This is a genomic window from Flavobacterium poyangense, assembly GCF_011751075.1.
Taxonomy (GTDB): domain Bacteria; phylum Bacteroidota; class Bacteroidia; order Flavobacteriales; family Flavobacteriaceae; genus Flavobacterium; species Flavobacterium poyangense.
Genome location: NZ_JAALLN010000015.1, coordinates 11,980 through 33,198, shown reverse-complemented (window position 1 = coordinate 33,198; position 21,219 = coordinate 11,980). Strand labels below are relative to the sequence as shown.

Annotated in this window: 5 protein-coding genes; all 5 read left to right on the top strand. The window is 38.8% G+C overall.

The genetic code is table 11. From position 1 onward, the window contains the following. The first annotated feature begins 24 nt into the window (after positions 1-24). Genes G3A47_RS18180 through G3A47_RS18160 form a run of 5 tightly spaced genes read left to right on the top strand, consistent with a single transcriptional unit; the run spans position 25 to position 21,168 of the window. The gene (locus G3A47_RS18180) at positions 25-16,419 is read left to right on the top strand and encodes a non-ribosomal peptide synthetase (protein ID WP_166924917.1); all 16,395 of its coding nucleotides are present in this window, start codon (positions 25-27) and stop codon (positions 16,417-16,419) included. Between the two features lie 28 nt (positions 16,420-16,447). Beyond that, a complete protein-coding gene (locus G3A47_RS18175) occupies positions 16,448-18,271 on the top strand; it encodes an outer membrane beta-barrel family protein (protein WP_166924908.1) in 1,824 nt (607 codons plus the stop codon). 51 nt (positions 18,272-18,322) lie between these two features. After that, the gene (locus G3A47_RS18170) at positions 18,323-18,742 is read left to right on the top strand and encodes a nuclear transport factor 2 family protein (RefSeq protein ID WP_166924906.1); all 420 of its coding nucleotides are present in this window, start codon (positions 18,323-18,325) and stop codon (positions 18,740-18,742) included. 52 nt (positions 18,743-18,794) lie between these two features. Beyond that, the gene (locus tag G3A47_RS18165; RefSeq protein ID WP_166924904.1) at positions 18,795-19,511 is read left to right on the top strand and encodes a thioesterase II family protein; all 717 of its coding nucleotides are present in this window, start codon (positions 18,795-18,797) and stop codon (positions 19,509-19,511) included. A gap of 7 nt (positions 19,512-19,518) precedes the next feature. Beyond that, positions 19,519-21,168, top strand: coding sequence for a cyclic peptide export ABC transporter (locus G3A47_RS18160; protein WP_166924902.1), 1,650 nt, complete (start codon positions 19,519-19,521; stop codon positions 21,166-21,168). The last annotated feature ends 51 nt before the right edge of the window (positions 21,169-21,219 follow it).

Genomic DNA, 21,219 nt, shown 5'->3' with positions numbered 1-21,219 from the left:
TGCCCTATTAATTAAATAAAAAACATGCAAACATTACTCAAAAAATTAAATTCCCTAAATATAAAGCTCTCTTTGTATGGTGAGAAGCTTGATATAAATGCTCCCAAAGGAGTAATGACTTCTGAATTGCTGGAAGAAATAAAATTAAACAAACAAAATATAATTGATTTTATTAAACGTTCACAAAACGTAAGCAGCAGTCATATAAGCATCCCCGTTTTAGAGCAGCAGGAAACCTATACCATATCTTCGGCACAAAGAAGGCTGTGGCTTTTGTGTCAGCAAGAAAGCCAGAACGCAGCGTATAATATTTTCAGAGTACTCGAATTTAAAGGCAGTTTAAACACAGAAGCACTTCAGAATGCCTTTATAGCATCGCTGGAACGTCATGAATCTTTGAGAACTGTTTTTGTCGAAACACCGGATGCCGAAATCAGACAGCGAATAGTGGGCATAAAATACCTCGGTTTTCAGATTCAGCAGTTGGATTTGAGTGCCAATTATTCCGATAAAAAGCTCCGTACTATTGTGGAGAAAGAGACCAAACGTCCGTTTGATTTAGCAAAGGATTGTTTAGTTCGTGTAACCTTAATAAAAACTGCAGCTGACAGTTATGTATTTGTTTTGGTGATTCACCACATCGTGAGCGATGGCTGGTCTATGGAGCTAATGGTCAATGAACTGTTTGTTTTTTACAATACCTTTTTAAATGGAGGAGCAAATCCGCTACAACCACTGCCGATTCAATATAAAGACTATGCCCTTTGGCAACAAAATCAGATTAGAGAAGAGCAAAATTCAGAACATAAAAGCTACTGGCTGAACCACTTTGAAGGATACACTTCCTGTTTAGATTTACCTGTTAATACAACAAAATTTGAAAATGAAACTGTTGAGGTTAATTCAATAAACAAGAGGATTGATACTGAGGTTTTAAAGAAATTCTCAGCCCTTTGCAAATCGCAGGAAAGTACCTTGTTTATGGGCTTAGTAAGTGTCTTGAATGTGTTGTTTTACAAATACACCAATCAAAGCGATATTGTAATCGGAAGTCCTATTGCGGGACGAGTACATGCCGATTTACAGAATCAGATCGGATTTTATGTCAACACGCTGGCTCTGCGAACACAATTTGAGGAAAAAGACAGTTTTATCGACCTCTTGTCTAAGGTCAGAGCAGTAACTTTAGGAGCCTTTGAGCACCAGATATATCCGTTTGACGAGTTGGTGGAGAACCTGAACATTAAAAGAGAAGCCAATAGAAATCCATTATTCGATACCCTCTTAACACTCGAAAATATAGATAATTTTGAAAAAAAATCACATCGTATTGGAGGTTTAGATATTCAGGATTATACACTTGAAGAAAAAGTACTTAGCAAGTTTGATCTTGAGTTTACCTTTAACGAGTTTAATGACGAATTAAACCTCAATTTGGTTTTCAATAGCAACCGTTATAGCTTCAGGTTTGCAGAGAATATGGCAGCACATTTTGGTACTATACTAGAAAATGTTCTCACAGCATCTCAAACTCCGTTAGCAGAGCTTCACTATTTAGCGCCAAGCGAAATAAAGCAATTGACCGTAGATTTCAACCCTGCAAAGACAGTCTATCCGGAGGATAAAACCATTGTAGAATTGTTCGAGAATCAGGCCAGTGCAACACCGGATACTATTGCACTTGTTTTTGAAGAAGTCAGCTTAACGTACAAAGAACTTAACGAGCAATCGAATGCGTTAGCTCATTATTTGCGAAAAAATTATGCCGTTGCACCAGACGATTTGATCGGAATAAAATTGGAGCGCAGCGAGAAAATGATTGTAGTACTGTTGGCTATTCTGAAATCAGGAGCAGCTTATGTGCCTATAGATCCGTCTTACCCGCAAGAAAGAATAGCCTATATCGAAAAAGATTCAGGCTGTAAAATTGTGATTGATGAGGGCGTTTTGGAACAATTTGATACGGTTCAAGGGGAATATTTCAATTCAAATCCTGAAAAAATCAATCAATCGGCCGATCTGGCTTATATTATTTATACCTCGGGAACTACCGGAAATCCAAAAGGAGTTATGGTGGCGCACAACAATGTGGTGAACTTAATAACATCGCAGACCAAAGAATTTAAAGTTGAAGCAAACGAAAGAATTCTTCAGGCTTCCAACCTTTCGTTTGATGCTTCGGTAGAGCAAATCTTTTTGGCACTTTTAAACGGAGCCGCCCTGTATGTTTTACCAAAAAGAATGTTGTTGGATCCCATCGAATTAGAAAGGTTTTTAGTCGAAAATAAAATTACACATTTCCATTGCGTGCCATCGGTAGTGAGCACTGTAACACCTTCGGAAAAATTCAGTTTAAAACGAGTAGTGTCGGGAGGAGATACCTGCTCAGAAAAGCTCGCCGCATCTTGGGGAACAATTTGTGATTTTTACAACGAATATGGTCCTACTGAAACCACGGTTACCTCTATCGAATTTCTGTATCGTGAAAATGCACCTTTTAGTATTGGTCGCCCGATTGGTAATACTCAGGTGTACATACTGAGCAATGCTTTATTGGTAAATCCATTAGGTATTTGGGGCAAAATATACATTTCGGGAGCAGGTATTACCAGAGGGTATTTGAATCGTGACGAACTTACCGCCGAAAAATTTATTGACAATCCGTTTATTTCCGGTATCAAAATGTACGATACGGGAGATTTGGGGCGTTGGCTCGCCGATGGTACCATCGAATTTTTGGGCAGAGACGACCATCAGGTAAAAATAAGAGGGTTCAGGATTGAGTTGGGTGAAATCGAAAGCAGTCTATTGCAATTTTCAGAAGCAATCAAACAAGGAGTTGTGGAACCCAAAGAGGTTAATGGAGAAAAAATACTCGTTGCCTATTATGTAGCCGAGACCGAAATAGATAAAAGTGAAATCAGAGCCTACCTTCAAGGAAAATTACCGGAATACATGGTTCCGGCTTTTTATATAGCCTTAGAAAGCATACCCTTAACGGCTAATGGCAAAACAGACCGAAAAGCCTTACCAGGTATTTCAGGCGAAGACAGAATTAGAAAAGAATATGTGGCGCCAAGAAACCAAACAGAAGAAATAATTGCCGGAATATGGCAGGAAGTCCTTGGAATTGAGCAGGTAGGAATTACCGATAATTTCTTTGAATTGGGTGGACATAGTTTGATTGTAGGACAGATAATAAGCAGAATAAACAAACAATTAAACCAAACTGTATCGTTCAAAAATTTCTTTGCTACGGCAACTATAGAAGCCTTATGTAAAGTTTTAAATCAGGATGATTATGTAGCTATACCTCAAACTGTTAATAAAGAAAGTTATCCGTTAAGCGACTCGCAATACAGACTTTGGATTTTGAGCCAGTTAGAGAATGGTTCAGTAGCCTACAATATGCCCGCAGCGGTAAAATTGACAGGAGATCTTGACAAAGCTAAATTCAACGAAACCTTTAAGCAACTAATTCAAAGACACGAAATTTTAAGAACGAGTTTCCGAAACAATTCAGAAGGACAGATTCAGCAGTATATCACACCAAAAGATCAAATTGACTTTGCTGTAACCGAAGAAGATTTTAGCAACCGTAACAATCAGCAGCAAGCGGTTATAGACTACCTGCAAGAGCAGAACAGTTTAGAGTTTGATTTAGAACAGGCTCCGCTAATAAGAGCTTCGTTGATAAAATTAAGTGAAAAAGAACACATTTTCTTCTTCTCCCTGCACCATATCATTGGTGACGGTTGGTCGATGCAATTGGTCGTTACCGAGGTCGTTAAAATATACAATGCGATTAACGAAAATCAGGCTGTTGCTTTACCGGAATTAAATATCCAATACAAAGATTATGCTGTTTGGACGACCCAAAAGAAAGCAGAAGAAAAGTATGAAAAATCAAAAGCCTATTGGCTGAACCAGTTTAGCGGAAAATTACCGGCATTAGTACTTCCAAGTTTTAGAAAAAGACCTTTGGTACAGACGTATAATGGGGACGATCGATCGTATGCATTCCCGCAAGAGCTTTTAGAGAAACTGAAAACTTTTTCTAGAGCTCAGGACAGCACCTTGTTTATGACCCTTATGGCGGGTATAAAAACGCTGTTGTACCGTTACACCAATGAGGACGATATTATTGTGGGAACCCCGATAGCGGGAAGAGACCACCCGGATTTGGAAAACCAAATCGGACTTTATCTGAATACCTTGGCGATTCGCACCAGGTTTGAGGAAGGAGATGACTTTTTGACGATCCTGAACAAAGAAAAAGAAACCTTGTTAAACGCCTACCAGCATCAGGATTACAGCTTTGATGAACTGGCCGGAAGCCTGAACCTGAAGCGAGACCTTAGCCGTTCGGCTTTGTTTGATGTATTGGTCGTGCTCCAGAATCAGACACAGCTTAAAAATTTAGCAAACAATACAGCCTTGACAGGACTGGAAGCAGAAGAGTTTATTCTTGAAAGCAAGACCGCAAAAGTTGATGTGAGTTTTACTTTTGTTGAAACGGAGCAACTGCAGCTTACCATCACGTACAACACCGATATTTATGACGCGTTGTTTATCGAGGCAATATTCGGGCATTTGGAAAACCTGTTTACAGAAATTACAGCTCATCCTGAAATAGCGATAGAGGAGCTGGATTATTTAACAGTGGCAGAGAAAACAAAGGTATTAGCTGATTTTAATGATACTTGGGCAGCTTTTCCGCAGGATAAAACTATGATTGATTTGTTTGAAGAGCAGGTCATAAAAACACCGGATGCCGTGGCTGTGGTTTTCGAAGAGAAGGTATTGACGTATAACGAACTTAATAAACAAGCCAATCAATTAGGACATTACCTTAGAGCGCATTATAACATTGCAACCGACGATTTAATTGGAATTAAATTAAACCGTAGCGAGAAAATGATTGTTACACTGCTGGGAATCCTTAAATCAGGTGCGGCTTATGTGCCAATTGATCTGGCTTATCCTGAGGAAAGAATTGCCTACATCGAGCAGGACAGTAATAGCAAAATTGTAATCGACGAAACGGTACTCGAATTATTTTATAACAATCGGGACCAACAGGCTGACTCAAATCCCGAAAGAACCAACACGGCAAATGATCTCGCTTACATCATTTACACCTCCGGTACTACAGGTAATCCGAAGGGGGTAATGATCGAGCATAGAAATGCCGTAGCCCTTATTTACTGGTCACAGGCAGAATTTGATAGTACTAAATTTGATACTGTATACGCCGTAACCTCTTATTGTTTTGATTTATCAGTTTTTGAGTTGTTTTACACGCTTTCGACGGGTAAGAGAATAAAGCTGTTGAAGAATGGTCTGGAATTAAAAAATCATATTGAAACTGATAAAAACACCTTGGTCAATACGGTTCCATCGGTTGTAAATCAACTTTTAGATGACGGAGTTTCATTTGAGTCCGTAGGCATTTTGAATATGGCAGGAGAACCCATTTCGCACAATGTGATCCGAAGACTGCCTTTGGATCAGGTCGAAGTATACAATTTGTATGGCCCGTCTGAGGATACTACTTACAGTACTTATTTTAAAATCAAAAAGAAAGAGTATGTATCGGTTCCTATCGGTAAAGCAATTTCGAATAGTCAGGTTTATATTTTGGACTCCAAACTACAAGTGGTTACTACCGGAGTATATGGTAAAATATACGTTGCAGGAGCCGGAGTAGCAAGAGGTTATCTCAATAAACCGGAGCTTACAAAAGAGAAGTTTGTCGATAATCCGTTCGAATCCGGTACGATCATGTACGATACAGGCGATTTAGGACGTTGGTTGCCGGATGGTACAATTGAATTTTTAGGAAGAAAAGACCATCAGGTAAAAATAAGAGGCTTCAGAATAGAATTGGGCGAAATAGAAACCTGTCTTTTACAATTTTCCGACCAAATGAAACAAGTGGTTGTAGAACCAAAAGAAGTCAATGGAGAAAAAGTACTCGTGGCGTATTATGCAGTTGAAGGCGAGACAGACAAAGCCGAAATCAAAACGTATCTGCGAAGCAAACTGCCGGAATATATGTTGCCTTCTTTTTACGTAGTCTTAGACAGTTTGCCTTTGACTCCAAATGGAAAAACGGATCGAAAAGCGTTGCCGGAAATCTCCGGAGAGGATGGCATTCGAAATGAATATGTGGCACCAAGAGACCAAACCGAACAAAAAATGGCCGAAATCTGGCAGGAAGTTCTTGGACTTGAGAAAATCGGGATTACAGATAATTTCTTTGATCTGGGTGGAAACAGTTTAACTGTGGCTCAGGTAATCAACCGATTTGGTAAAGAACTGAATAAAACAGTATCGTTTAAGGATTTCTTTGTGAACACCACTATAGAAAGTTTGTCTAAGGTTTTAAATCAAGATCAATATTTGGCAATACCTGAGGCGACCGTTAGCGAAAACTATCCGTTAACCGGCTCCCAATACAGACTTTGGATTCTGAGCCAGTTAGAAAATGGTTCTGTGGCTTACAATATGCCCTCAGCCGTAAAATTGACAGGAGATCTGGATATCGCTAAATTCAATGCCACCTTTACGCAAGTAATCCGCAGGCATGAAATCCTGAGAACGAGCTTTAAAAACGATACAGAAGGTCAGGTACGTCAATATATAAAAGCAGCAGATGAAGTTGACTTTGCTGTAAACGAAATTGATTTTACCGATCACAGCAACCAGCAGGAAGCCGTTTTAAATTACGTGCAAGAGCAGAACAATTTGGCTTTCAATTTAGAACAGGCTCCACTTATAAGAGCTTCGTTGATTAAATTAAGCCCAAAAGAACATGTTTTCTTCTTCTCAATGCACCATATCATTGGTGACGGATGGTCTATGGAACTTTTGGTTACTGAAATTGTAAAAACATACAATGCAATAGTAGAGGGAAATACGGTCGATTTACCAAAATTAAATATTCACTACAAGGATTATGCGGTTTGGAGCAATCAGAAAAAAGAAGAACAAGAATATCAAAAGTCAAAAGAGTACTGGTTAAACCGGTTTAAAGATGAGATCCCTGTATTGGAGCTTCCCGGTTTCAGACCAAGACCTTTGGTACAAACCTATAATGGAGCAGATGTTTCCTACCAATTTTCGGATGCATTTTCAGAACGCTTAAAATCGTTTTCAAAAGAACACGATCTTACCCTGTTTATGACTTTGATGGCCGGAATAAAAATATTGTTTTACCAATATACCGGTCAGGACGATTTTATTGTGGGAACCCCGATAGCGGGAAGGGAGCACCCGGATTTGGAAAACCAAATCGGACTTTACTTGAACACCTTGGCGATTCGCACCAAGTTTGGCGGAAGCGATACACTTTTGGAAATCTTAAATAAAGAGAAAGAAGCACTCCTAAACGCCTACCAGCACCAAAAGTATCCTTTTGATGAATTGGCCGGAAGCCTGAACCTGAAACGAAACCTTAGCCGTTCAGCACTGTTTGATGTACTGGTAGTACTTCAGAATCAGGCACAGCTAAATAGTTTTGCCAATCAGACCATGCTAACGGGACTAAAGGCGGAACCTTTTAATTTTGAAAACCATTCGGCAAAGTTTGACCTTACTTTTACTTTTGTAGAAACACAACAAGTAGGACTCACCATTACCTACAATACAGATCTTTACGATTCGTTTTTTGTGGAGCGGTTTTTTACACATTTAGAAAATATCTGGATCGGAATAATGGATAATCCGCTGCAGTTGGCAAAAGATTTAGAGTATGTGTCGGCTTTTGAGCAAACACAACTGACTCTGGATTTTAATCCTGCAATGACGGCCTACCCTGAGGACAAAACGATTACGGAATTGTTTGAGTATCAGGTCAGCGTTACACCGGATGCTGTGGCGCTGGTTTTCGAAGATGTAAAATTAACATACAAAGAACTCAACAAACGATCTAATGCGTTAGGGCATTATTTGCGAAAAAATTATGCCGTTGCACCGGACGATCTGATCGGAATAAAACTGGAGCGCAGTGAGAGTATGATTGTAGTGCTGTTGGCCATTCTGAAATCAGGAGCAGCTTATGTACCTATAGATCCGTCTTACCCGCAAGAAAGAATAGCCTATATCGAAAAAGATTCAGGCTGCAAATTGGTGATTGATGATCGTGTTCTGGAGCAATTTGATGCGGTTCAGGATACTTATTCCAATTCAAATCCTGAAATAATCAATGAGTCCGCCGATCTGGCTTATATTATTTACACCTCGGGCACTACCGGAAATCCAAAAGGAGTGATGGTGGAACACAGCAATGTGGTGAACTTAATATCGTCGCAAACCAAAGAATTTAAAATCGAGGCAAACGAAAGAATTCTTCAGGCCTCCAACCTTTCTTTTGATGCCTCGGTAGAGCAAATCTTTTTGGCACTTTTAAATGGAGCTGCCTTATATGTTTTGCCTAAAAAAACACTGCTGGATGCCATCGAATTAGAAAGGTTTATAGCAGAGAATAAAATTACACACTTCCATTGTGTGCCATCGGTAGTGAGTACCGTAACACCTTCCGATAAATTCAGTTTAAAACGGGTAGTGTCGGGAGGAGATACCTGCTCAGAAAAACTGGCAGCATCTTGGGGAACAATTTGTGATTTTTACAACGAATACGGTCCTACCGAAACCACAGTTACCTCTATCGAATTTCTGTATCGTCAAAATGCACCCTTTAGTATTGGTCGTCCAATTGGCAATACTCAGGTATACATACTCGGCAATACTTTACAGGTGAGTCCGTTGGGGATTTGGGGTAAAATATACATTTCAGGAGCTGGTATTACCAGAGGGTATTTGAACCGTGACGAACTTACTTCCGAAAAATTTATCGACAATCCGTTTACTGCCGGTACCAAAATGTACGATACGGGAGATTTGGGTCGTTGGTTGCCTGACGGAAACATCGAGTTTTTAGGCAGAGATGACCATCAGGTAAAAATCAGAGGGTTCAGGATTGAATTGGGCGAAATTGAAAGCAGTCTATTGCAATTTTCGGATGCCATTCAACAAGGCGTTGTAGAGCCCAAAGAAGTTAATGGGGAAAAAGTACTCGTTGCTTATTATGTAGCCGAGGCCGAAATAGATAAAAGTGAAATCAGAGCGTACCTGCAAGGAAAATTGCCGGAGTACATGGTGCCGGCTTTTTATGTAGCCTTAGAAAGTATGCCTTTAACGGCTAATGGCAAAACAGACCGAAAAGCACTACCAGGTATTTCAGGCGAAGACAGAATTCGAAAAGAATATGTGGCACCAAGAAACCAAACAGAAGAAATTATTGCCGGAATATGGCAGGAAGTCCTTGGAATTGACCAGATAGGAATTACCGATAATTTCTTTGAAATGGGTGGACACAGTCTGATTATTGGACAAATTATAAATCGACTGAACAAACAACTTCATAAAAATGTCACGTTCAAAAACTTTTTTTCTAATGCGACGATAGCCACATTAGCAGAAGTGTTAAGTCAGGAGGAATACGAAGCCATACCACAAGCCGTATTGATGGACAGTTATCCTCTAACAGGCTCGCAGTACAGACTTTGGGTACTCAGTCAGTTCGATAATGGTTCATTGGCTTACAATATGCCTTCGGCTATAAAATTAATGGGAACTTTGGATAAAGCCAAATTCAATGAAACAATTAATTTGCTGATTCAAAGACATGAAATACTTAGAACAAGTTTTAGAAATGAGAGGGAGAATGAAGTCCGTCAATTCATAACGCCGGCAGATCAAATTGACTTTGCTGTAACCGAAATGGATTTCAGTCACTACAGCGATCAAAATGGGGCTGTATTGTCCTATTTAGAGGAGCAAAACAATATCACTTTCAATTTAGAGCAGGCTCCATTAATAAGAGCTTCATTGCTTAAACTCAAAGACAATGAGCATGTCTTTTTCTTTAGCATGCACCATATTATCGGTGACGGATGGTCGACGGAATTGATCGTTACCGAAGTAGTTAGGATTTATAATGCTATTGTTGAAAATCAGCCGGTTGATTTACCTGAGTTAAAGATTCAATATAAGGATTATTCGGTTTGGCATAACGATAAAATGAAAAAGGAGGGTTACCTAAAGGCAAAGGAATATTGGCTGAATCAATTTTCGGGCACATTGCCTGCCATAGAGCTTCCAGTCTTTAAGAAAAGACCATTGGTACAGACTTTTAACGGGGATCATAAGTCACATCAGTTTTCAGAAGAATTTGGTAAAGACATAAAGGCTTTTGCTAAAGAAAATGAGGCTACACTCTTTATGGTATTGATGGCCGGTGTGAAAACGTTGTTGCATAAATACAGCGGTCAGGAAGACATTATTGTCGGAACTCCTATTGCAGGAAGAGAGCACCCGGATCTGGAGAACCAAATCGGATTGTATCTCAACACACTGGCTATAAGAACCGGATTTGAGCAGGGTGATGACTTTGCACGAGTTTTAAACAGAGAAAAGGAAACCCTTTTAAATGCTTACGAGCACCAGGAGTATCCTTTTGACGAATTGGTGGGTAATCTGAACCTAAAGAGAGACCTTAGCCGCTCGGCTTTGTTTGACGTAGTGGTAGTGCTGCAAAATCAGACGCAACTAAACAATCTGACCAATACCACTGCTTTGACCGGATTACAGGTTGAATTGTTCGATTTTGAAAGTACTACAGCAAAGTTTGATCTGACTTTTACCTTTTTTGAAGCAGAACAACTACAGCTTACCATCACGTATAACACCGCTATTTACGATGGCTGGTTTATTGAGGCCTTATTGAAGCATCTGGAAAATATTTACAAGGAGGTAATTAAAAATCCGAAGCGAGCGATAGCAACAGTAGATTATTTGTCAAAAGCGGAGAAAACAAAAATAGTGACAGACTTTAATAATACACAGTTGGATTATCCGGGTGATAAAACAATAGTGAGTTTGTTTGAAGAGCAGGTCGCAGACAGACCCGATGCTATTGCTGTTGTTTTTGAAGATACAAGATTAACTTATGAGGAACTGAACAAAAAGGCGAATCAATTAGGTCATTATCTAAGAGAAGAATACAAGATTATAGCTGATGATCTGGTTGGAATCAGGCTGGATCGAAGTGAAAAAATAATAATAGCCATTATGGCCATCTTAAAATCCGGAGCAGCTTATGTGCCTATTGATTCCAATTATCCGCAAGAAAGAATCGACTATATCGAAAAAGACAGTGCATGTAAACTGGTTATTGATGAGGCGGTATTAGCCGGATTTGAGAAAATAAAACAAGCTTATTCGTGCTCTAACCTTGAAAGAATCAACCAACCGGATGATTTAGCCTATATCATGTATACTTCGGGAACTACCGGAAATCCAAAAGGAGTTATGGTAGGACATCGAAATGTAATCAGACTGGTTAAGCCTTCTTTTGCACTTCCTTTAGATCCGGATAGTGTGTTGCTCAGTACGGGATCTATCTCGTTTGATGCCACAACGATAGAGTATTTCGGTACCTTATTGAATGGGGCAAAACTAATAATTGTGCAACAGGATGTGCAGTTAAATCTAGACCGACTGGCAGAAGCTATTCAGACCCATCAGGTCAATAGTATTTTTATGACAGCGTCCTGGTTTAATCAGGTAGTGGAAAGTAAAATTTCACTTTTTGAAACCATAGCCAATATGATGGTGGGTGGTGATGTCGTTTCGCCTGTACACGTGCAAAAAGTGTACGACCATTATCCGGCTATTAAAATAGTAAATGGTTACGGTCCGACTGAGAATACGACACTTTCTACGAGTTATGCCATTACGACAAAATCATACAGTACCATTCCGATAGGGAAACCGATTCCAAATTCACAGGTTTATATTTTAGACGATGCATTGCAAGCTACCGCCATTGGTGTTATAGGAAAGATGTATGTGTCAGGCGACGGTGTCGCAAGAGGTTATTTGAATAAACCGGAATTGACAGCAGAAAAATTTATCGATAATCCGTTTGGTACGGGCACAAAAATGTACAATACCGGAGATTTGGGGCGTTGGTTACCGGATGGAACCATTGAATTTTTAGGAAGAAACGACAATCAGGTCAAAATACGAGGATTTAGAATCGAATTGGGCGAGATCGAAACCTGTCTATTGCAATTTTCGGATGTCATTAGAGAAGCTGTGGTCGAGGCGAGAGAAGTGAAGGGAGAAAAAGTGTTAGTAGCTTATTATAGCACAGACGCTGAGATCGAGAAAACAGCAATACGAAGCTATCTTCAAGATAAGTTACCGGAACACATGGTACCTGCTTTTTATGTGGCTTTAGAGCAAATGCCTTTGACTTCTAATGGTAAAACCGACCGCAAAGCACTACCTGAAATTTCAGGAGAGGATCGCATTCGAAAAGAATATGTAGCCCCAACCAACCCAAACCAGCAAGCTATTGCCGAAATATGGCAAGAAGTGCTTGGGATAGAAAAAGTGGGGATTACCGACAATTTCTTTGAACTGGGCGGAAACAGTTTAATTGTGGCACAGGTCATCAACAGATTGGGTAAGGAACTTCATAAAACGGTATCGTTTAAGAGCTTTTTCTCGAGTCCTACAATAGAATTGTTGTTTGCGGAACTAGATCAAAAAGAATACAGCGCTATACCGCCCGCAGCTGTTATGGAAAACTATCCTGTAACAGCATCTCAGAACAGGTTTTGGATTCTGAGCCAGCTTGAAGGAGGTTCGCTGGCTTACAATATGCCAGCTGCTATAAAATTAAAAGGAGATTTGAATACAGTAGAGTTCAAGGAAACTTTTAAACGGGTAATTCAGCGACATGAGATTTTGAGAACAAGTTTCAAAAACAACGCCGAAGGACAAATTCGTCAGTATATAACCCCTTCGGAAGAGGTGGATTTTGAAGTCGCAGTAGTTGATTTTACAAATATGGAGGAGCAGGAAAAAGCAGTTTCCCAATATTTACTCCAACAGAAGAATATCGCTTTCAATTTTGAACAGGCTCCGCTGATGAGCGCGTCATTGCTTCGATTAAGTGAAAACGAACATATTTTTTTCCTTAACATACACCATATTATTGGTGATGGCTGGTCTATGGAACTTTTGGTTGCTGAAATTGTAAAAACATACAATGCAATAGTAAATGGAAGTCCTGTTGATTTGCCCCATCTAAATATCCATTACAAAGATTATGCGGTGTGGATTAATGAAGCAACGCAGCAAGTTAAATACGAAAAATCAAAAGCCTACTGGCTGAATCAGTTTAGCGGAAAATTACCGGCATTAGTGCTTCCAAGTTTTAGAAAGAGACCTTTGGTACAGACGTATAACGGAGATGATCGATCGTATGCATTCCCGAGAGCGCTTTCAGAAAAACTGAAAACATTTTCAAAGGAACAGGACAGCACATTGTTTATGACTCTTATGGCCGGTATAAAAACGTTACTGTTTCGCTATACTAATGAGCACGATATTATTGTCGGAACCCCGATAGCAGGAAGAGACCATCCGGATCTGGAAAACCAAATCGGACTTTATCTGAACACCTTGGCGATTCGCACCAGGTTTGAGGAAGGAGATGACTTTTTGACGATTCTGAATAGAGAAAAAGAAACGCTGCTAAATGCCTATCAGCATCAGGATTTTAGCTTTGATGAATTGGCCGGAAGCCTGAACCTGAAGCGAGACCTCAGTCGTTCGGCGCTGTTTGATGTATTGGTAGTGTTGCAGAATCAGGCGCAGCTTAAAAACGTAGCCAACAACACAACCTTAACAGGACTGGAAGCAGAAGATTTTAATCTGGAAAGCAAAACAGCAAAAGTTGATGTAAGTTTTACTTTTGTTGAAACGGAGCAACTGCAGCTTATCATCACATACAACACCGATATTTATGACGCTTTGTTTATTGAAGCAATATTCGGGCATTTGGAAAACCTGTTTACAGAAATTACAGCCCATCCTGAGCGCGAGGTAGAAGAGCTGGATTATTTAACAACCGGAGAGAAAACAAAAGTATTGGTTGATTTTAATGATACTTGGGCAGCTTTTCCGCAGGATAAAACCATGATTGATTTGTTTGAAGAGCAGGTCATAAAAACTCCGGATGCCATAGCAGTTACTTTTGAAGATACAGTACTGACGTATAACGAACTTAATAAACAAGCCAATCAATTAGGACATTATCTAAGAGCACAGTATAAAATCGAAACCGACGATTTAATTGGGATTAAATTAAACCGCAGCGAGAAAATGATTGTTACACTGCTGGGAATCCTCAAATCGGGTGCGGCTTATGTGCCAATTGATCTGGCTTATCCTCAGGAAAGAATTGCCTATATCGAGCAGGACAGTAATAGCAAAATTGTAATCGACGAAACGGTACTAGAATTATTTTATAACAATCGGGACGAATACGCTGACTCAAATCCTGAGAGAACCAACACGGCAAATGATCTCGCTTACATCATTTACACTTCCGGTACTACAGGTAATCCGAAGGGGGTAATGATCGAGCATAGAAATGCCGTAGCCCTTATTTACTGGTCACAGGCAGAATTTGATACTACTAAATTCGATACTGTATACGCCGTAACCTCTTATTGTTTTGACTTATCAGTTTTTGAGTTGTTTTACACGCTTTCGACGGGTAAGAGAATAAAGCTGTTGAAGAATGGTCTGGAGTTAAAAAATCATATTGAAACAGACAAAAATACCTTGGTCAATACGGTTCCATCGGTTGTAAATCAGCTTTTAGATGACGGAGTTTCATTTGAGTCCGTAGGCATTTTGAATATGGCAGGAGAACCCATTTCTCATAATGTGATCCGAAGACTGCCTTTGGATCAGGTTGAAGTGTACAATTTGTATGGTCCGTCTGAGGATACCACTTACAGTACTTATTTTAAAATCAAAAAGAAAGAGTACGTATCAGTTCCTATCGGTAAGGCAATTTCGAATAGCCAGGTTTATATTTTGGACTCAAAACTACAAGTGGTCACTACCGGAGTGTATGGAAAAATATACGTTGCCGGAGCCGGAGTAGCAAGAGGTTATTTGAATAAACCTGAGCTAACAGCCGAGAAATTTATTGACAATCCATTTAAGTCGGGTACAATAATGTACGACACAGGTGATTTAGGACGTTGGTTGCCGGACGGTACAATTGAATTTTTGGGAAGAAAAGACCATCAGGTAAAAATAAGAGGATTCAGAATAGAATTAGGCGAAATAGAAACCTGTCTTTTACAGTTTTCCGACCAAATGAAACAAGTGGTTGTAGAGCCAAAAGAAGTCAATGGAGAAAAAGTACTCGTGGCCTATTATGCAGTAGAAGATGAGACAGATAAAGCCGAAATCAAAGCGTATTTGCGAAGCAAACTGCCGGAATATATGTTGCCTTCTTTTTATGTAGTCTTAGACAGTTTGCCTTTGACTCCAAATGGAAAAACAGACCGAAAAGCGTTGCCGGAAATCTCCGGAGAGGACGGTATCCGAAATGAATATGTGGCACCAAGAGACCAGACCGAACAAAAAATGGCCGAAATCTGGCAGGAAGTGCTCGGACTTCAGCAAGTTGGTATTACCGATAATTTCTTTGATTTGGGCGGGAACAGTATTTCGGCCATAAACACCATCGGAAGAATGAACAGGGAGTTTTTAACCACTTACCCATTAGACCTGTTGTTTCATCACGGCAGCATTGGAGAACTGGTAAAATACCACGTAGATACAGCTTTAAACAATGCTTATTACGAATACGGTAACCCTGAGGCTGATCATATAATTTTTGCATTTCCTGCTATATCGGGTTATGGAAATGTGTACAGAGAGTTATTTCATGCTAATGAAGACTGGAAGTTTTTTGCCTTTAATTTTATAGAGAATGAAGCTGAGGTAACGGCCTATTATGCCAATAAAATTAACGAATTACAACCACAGGGAGCGATCATTTTATTTGGTTGGTCGGCCGGCGGAACTCTGTCTTATGATGTTGCTGCTTATTTGACCAACACGCTGAACAGAAAGGTTTCCAGAATAATAATGTTTGATGCTTTGGTTTTGGATCCGGAACTGCTGACAGATGAAGTGCTGATTGGTTTGCATGATCCCGAAAAGGAAAGCGAGGCGCTTATGCAGGAAGCGCTGCTACGGGCTAAAGAAAAGCAAAAAAGCTATCTCAAGTATTTAAGAACCGTACCGTATAACAACAAAGTTCCGACTGAAGTCGATCTGGTAAAACTTAGTGATGCTGCTTATGACAAATGGGAAGAACTCTTTGAGAAGGTTAATTATGTTATTGGACAAGGAGAACACTATCTGATGCTGGAAGGAGAAAACCTGGCATACAATAAGGATTTGTTAAATCAGGTATTGGGCAACATATTACAGACAGGGAATGTTTTGGAAACGGCTTCCCAGGATTAAAAACAATTAAAAATTTTAGAAAAAAACAATGAAGAATATCCTTTTTTATTTAATGCTGGTACCGTTTGTAAGTTTTTCGCAAGTACAGGTTGCAGATCAGTCAACGGCGGCAGTTCAACAGACGGATTCGGTAAAAAGTCAGGCTGAATCCCCATACAGTGTAACGTTAAATACGAGTTATAAGCAGAATAGATATGCCAGTTTTAACAACGACATCAACATCGTATACGAGTTTAAAAAGTGGAAAATCAATTCAAGTATCGCGCATGGATACGAGAATAGTTTTTGGGAGAATGATCGGGAGACATTTTATCCCGATATTACTTTTATCGGTAAAAAAAGAAGCAGGGCAAAGTCTAATGGCTTGACGACCTTTATCGATGTGCAATACCAGATTTCAGACAAAACAAAAATTAATGTCTACACCGGAAATGATATAAGCAGTGGGGTACTAACATCTTATGACGGGATTAATATGTATACTAATGCTAATGCCTTTGCAGGAAATTATACAGGCGACAGAAGGATGGACTCCGATAGTAACCGGAATACGGTGAATGTACTGTTAAGACACGATTTTGAGAGTCCTAACAAATATTTTACGGTCGAAGGAGATTGGTTGCATAAAGCCGGCTCTTACGATCAGCATACCTATGGACAGAATTATACCTTTAACGGTGTTGCAGTGCCTGATTATCCTTATTCCGTATTTACAGATGGCGATTTTGATTTTGATGTGTATGCTTTAAATGCACTGTTTAATGCGCCTGTAAAATGGTTTGATTTTGCGATCGGGGGTAAGGTAGTGCTGGCTGACCTGAATTTTGATGCCAATTTTTCCAGAAAGTTTTTAGATGTTATAAGATATCCTCAATTTTCGCCGGTGACGCGTTATAAAGAAAACAGACAATCTGTTTTTACGGATTTCAAAAAAACGCTTGGTAAATGGGAATTTCAGACCGTTCTTAAATTTGAGAATACCGTAATAAACGGAAACGTTTCGGATATAGCGAAAAAAGACATAGACCATAACTATTTTAATTTTCTGCCTTCTGTAAGTGCGAAGTACAGCTTTGATGAAGGAAATAATATAAACTTTTCTTATGATAAAAGTATTAGCAGACCCTCTTTCAGATTTCTGAATCCTGCTATCGGAGTGTATAATGAGTATGAAAATTATAGAGGTGACCCGTTTATGAAACCCTCTCTGTGGGATAATCTGAGCTTGGTGTATACCTTCAAATCAAAGTATAACATTGGTTTTTCGTATTCAAAAGTAAAAGACAATATAGGCGGACTGGCTACTTTTAACACAGATCATGTAATACGTCACAGATTAGCGAATTATTTTGATTTGCAGACTTATCAGCTTACGGCAAATGCCAGTGTGACGGTTCTGAAGTTTATTGAAACAAGTGCACAATTACAGGGTTTTTATAAAGCGAATGAATCGCAGATTCCTGCAATTAACAATAATTACATCTGGGGATGGTACGGGATGTTAAACAATCAGTTGACACTGAACAAAGCCAAAACACTGACAGCGAATTTAAATTTCTGGTACAAGTCCAAAACCAATGAGGGTGAATTTCTTTTTCAGGAGCGTTATGCTATGGATTTAGGGATGCAGGTGGCTTTACCCAAACAAAACTTAACAATTAATTTTAATGTAACCGATGCGCTGCGATCTCTCAATGAGTATGCGGAATCTACCGTGGACAATATTAACCAAAAGTTCAGAAATTACTGGGAACCAAGGTCTTTTAAGATTTCGGCTACCTACAAATTCGGAAACAGCAAATTGTATTATAACGCCAGGACGGCAGAAAATGTAAACGACGATTACAGATAAAATCCTGTATAAAGAGTAAACTATTTAGTAACACATCAAAACCACTTTATTATGAAAACAAAAGGAACATTTTTAGTAGTGCTTATCGCAATTTTTTTCAGTAGCACTGCACAAAGTCAGGAGAAAACGCTTATCGAAAAAACGATCGAAACCTATTTTGATGGCTGGCAGACAGGGGACACTCTTAAGTTGGGAAAAGTAATACACGCGACCTGCAGATTAAAAAATGTCACAGACGATCAGATTCAGGTAATAGACAGAAAAACATATTTAGGAAGATTTGAGTTACATCCTAAGCAGGAAAACACAGGAGGCAAAATTATTAGTATCGACATTACAGGAAATACGGCAGCGGCAAAATGTCAAATCAATACGCCGACAATGTTAATTACAGATTATTTCAATTTGCTGAAAATAAAAGACCAATGGTTCATTGTAGATAAAATTTACAGCCGCGCTCAAAGCAAATAGAATGTCAGATTTTGAAAAAAGGGTACAATAGAGAGTTAAAAAGAACAGTAAGATGAATACGCAAACTAAATATCAGTTGTTTTTGCTTCATTACGCAGGGGGAAACCGATATTCATTTGAATTTCTAAAAAAAGAAATAACAAATATCGACTTTATTTCTCTGGAATTACCCGGAAGAGGAAAAAGACATCGGGAGAAATTAATCAAAAATAAAAGTCTGGCTATAGAAGATTATTACAATCAAATCAGCGCTTTAAGAAACGGAGAACCCTATTTGATTTATGGTCATAGTATGGGAGCAATTTTAGGATTTTCTGTAGCAGCAAAATTAGAAGCTAACGGAGACAGCCCGGAATCACTTATTGTTTCCGGTCACCCGGGACCCGGTGTTAGTAGTAAAAAAGATTTTCTCTATCATGAACTTGACGATTCTAGGTTTAAAGAAGAGCTTTTAGATCTTGGAGGTGTCACTTCTGAAGTCATTGAGAACGAAGAATTGTTTAATTATTTCGCTCCTATAGTCAGAGCTGATTTTGAATGCCTTGAGAAAGATTCTTTTTCTGAAAAACAGCTGAAACTGAAAACACCCATATACGCATTAATGGGATCCGATGAAGAAAATGCTGATTTAATAGCCACGTGGAAAGATTTTACGTATAAAAGTTTTACGCATAAAATAGTAAAGGGGAATCATTTTTTTATCCATAATCATGCGACCGAACTGGCAAATATTTTTGCAAACGAATTTAAAAAACAACTAACTCACTAAAACAACTATGCTTAAGCTAAAATTTTCAGAGGTTATGTACCTTTTGCTCTACGCTATTCCAAATACCATTCTTAGCTTCGGAATCATATATATTATGAACAATGTAATTTCCGGTAAAGAAGAGTTCTTAACAGATTATATGGGAATCGTATTTGGAGCAGTAGTAATTTACACCTATCAGTTGAACATTATTTTTCAGAAGAAAATCAACAAACACTCTTTTGAAATATTATATGAGAATGAGAAAAAAATATTCGACAAGATATTAAAAACCCCATTGCTTACGCTCGAAAAATTGGGATCACAACGATTTTATACCGTAATCGAGGATTTGAGAATGTTTTCGATTTTTCCGCAGATTGTAACCCACACAGTCAATTCTTTGTTGATGCTGTTGCTTTGTATGATCTACCTGTTTACCTTATCGGTTTCATCGGCACTGACCGTTATTGCACTCATCGTTTTAATTGCCATTACCTATTTTCTGGTCATTAATACGATGTCTCAGAAAGTAGAGGCCCTTAGAAAATTTAATGAGTTTTATTACGAATATGTAGATGATGTAATCAAAGGATTTAAAGGCTTTAAATTAAGCGGACTAAGGAGGGAAAATTTAATGAACCGACATTTGTCTCCTAACAGAGAAGAGGCAAAAGTTTTGGATTTTAAAGTAAACTATGTCTTTTTATCCATCAATCTGATAAGTCAATACGGACTATATCTGGTAATCGGAGTGATACTGTTTTTATTACCTGTAATCGGACTGCTGCCAAGAGAAGATGTGATTTCTTATGTGGTGATTCTCTTATTTCTTTCAGGGCCGATAAACAACCTGATTAATATGCAGAACATGTATACAAGATTATTGGTGGCCAATAACAGAATCAACGCCTTTTCAGAGGATTTTGACACGGTAGAAGTGACGTCTGAAATTCAAAGTGCAAAGCCGGAAACCTTCAACTCATTAGCTTTTAATAATATCAGTTTTGCTTATGAAAATGATACAGAGGAGAAAACATTTGCTTTAGGCCCAATAAATCTTTCTATAGAAAAAGGAGAAACCATATTCATTATCGGAGGAAACGGTAGCGGTAAAAGTACTTTTATCAACATTTTGACCGGTATGTATCAGCCTTCGGAGGGTGAAGTAGTATTAAACGAACAGAATACAAATAAACAAAGTACACCTACACAAAACCTAATTTCGGCCGTTTTTACAGACAACCATATTTATTCTAGTAACTATGATGATTATGCATTAGAGAACAATAAAGAGTATCAGGAATTGCTGAAAATAATGGAATTGGATAAAGTGATTTTAGATGACGCGGAAGATTCAGCAAGACGACCTTTTTCTAAAGGACAAAGTAAAAGAATGTCATTGATCTTTGCTCTTTTGGAAGACAAACCAATATTGGTATTAGACGAATGGGCTGCCGATCAGGATCCTCATTTCAGAAAGTATTTTTATGAAAACTTACTCCCAAAATTAAAACAAGAGGGTAAAACGATCATTGCTGTAACGCATGATGATACTTATTTTAAACATGCCGACAGAATTCTAAAATTTGATTATGGCGAAATTGTAGCGGATTTTAAAGTAGATGGCGAAATCTTACACGCCGGAAGTTTATGGCATAACGAAAATGTGAACTAAAGGTTGAATTGCTAAAGTTTAGATTTAAGAAGCCATAATTTTTGTAACAGA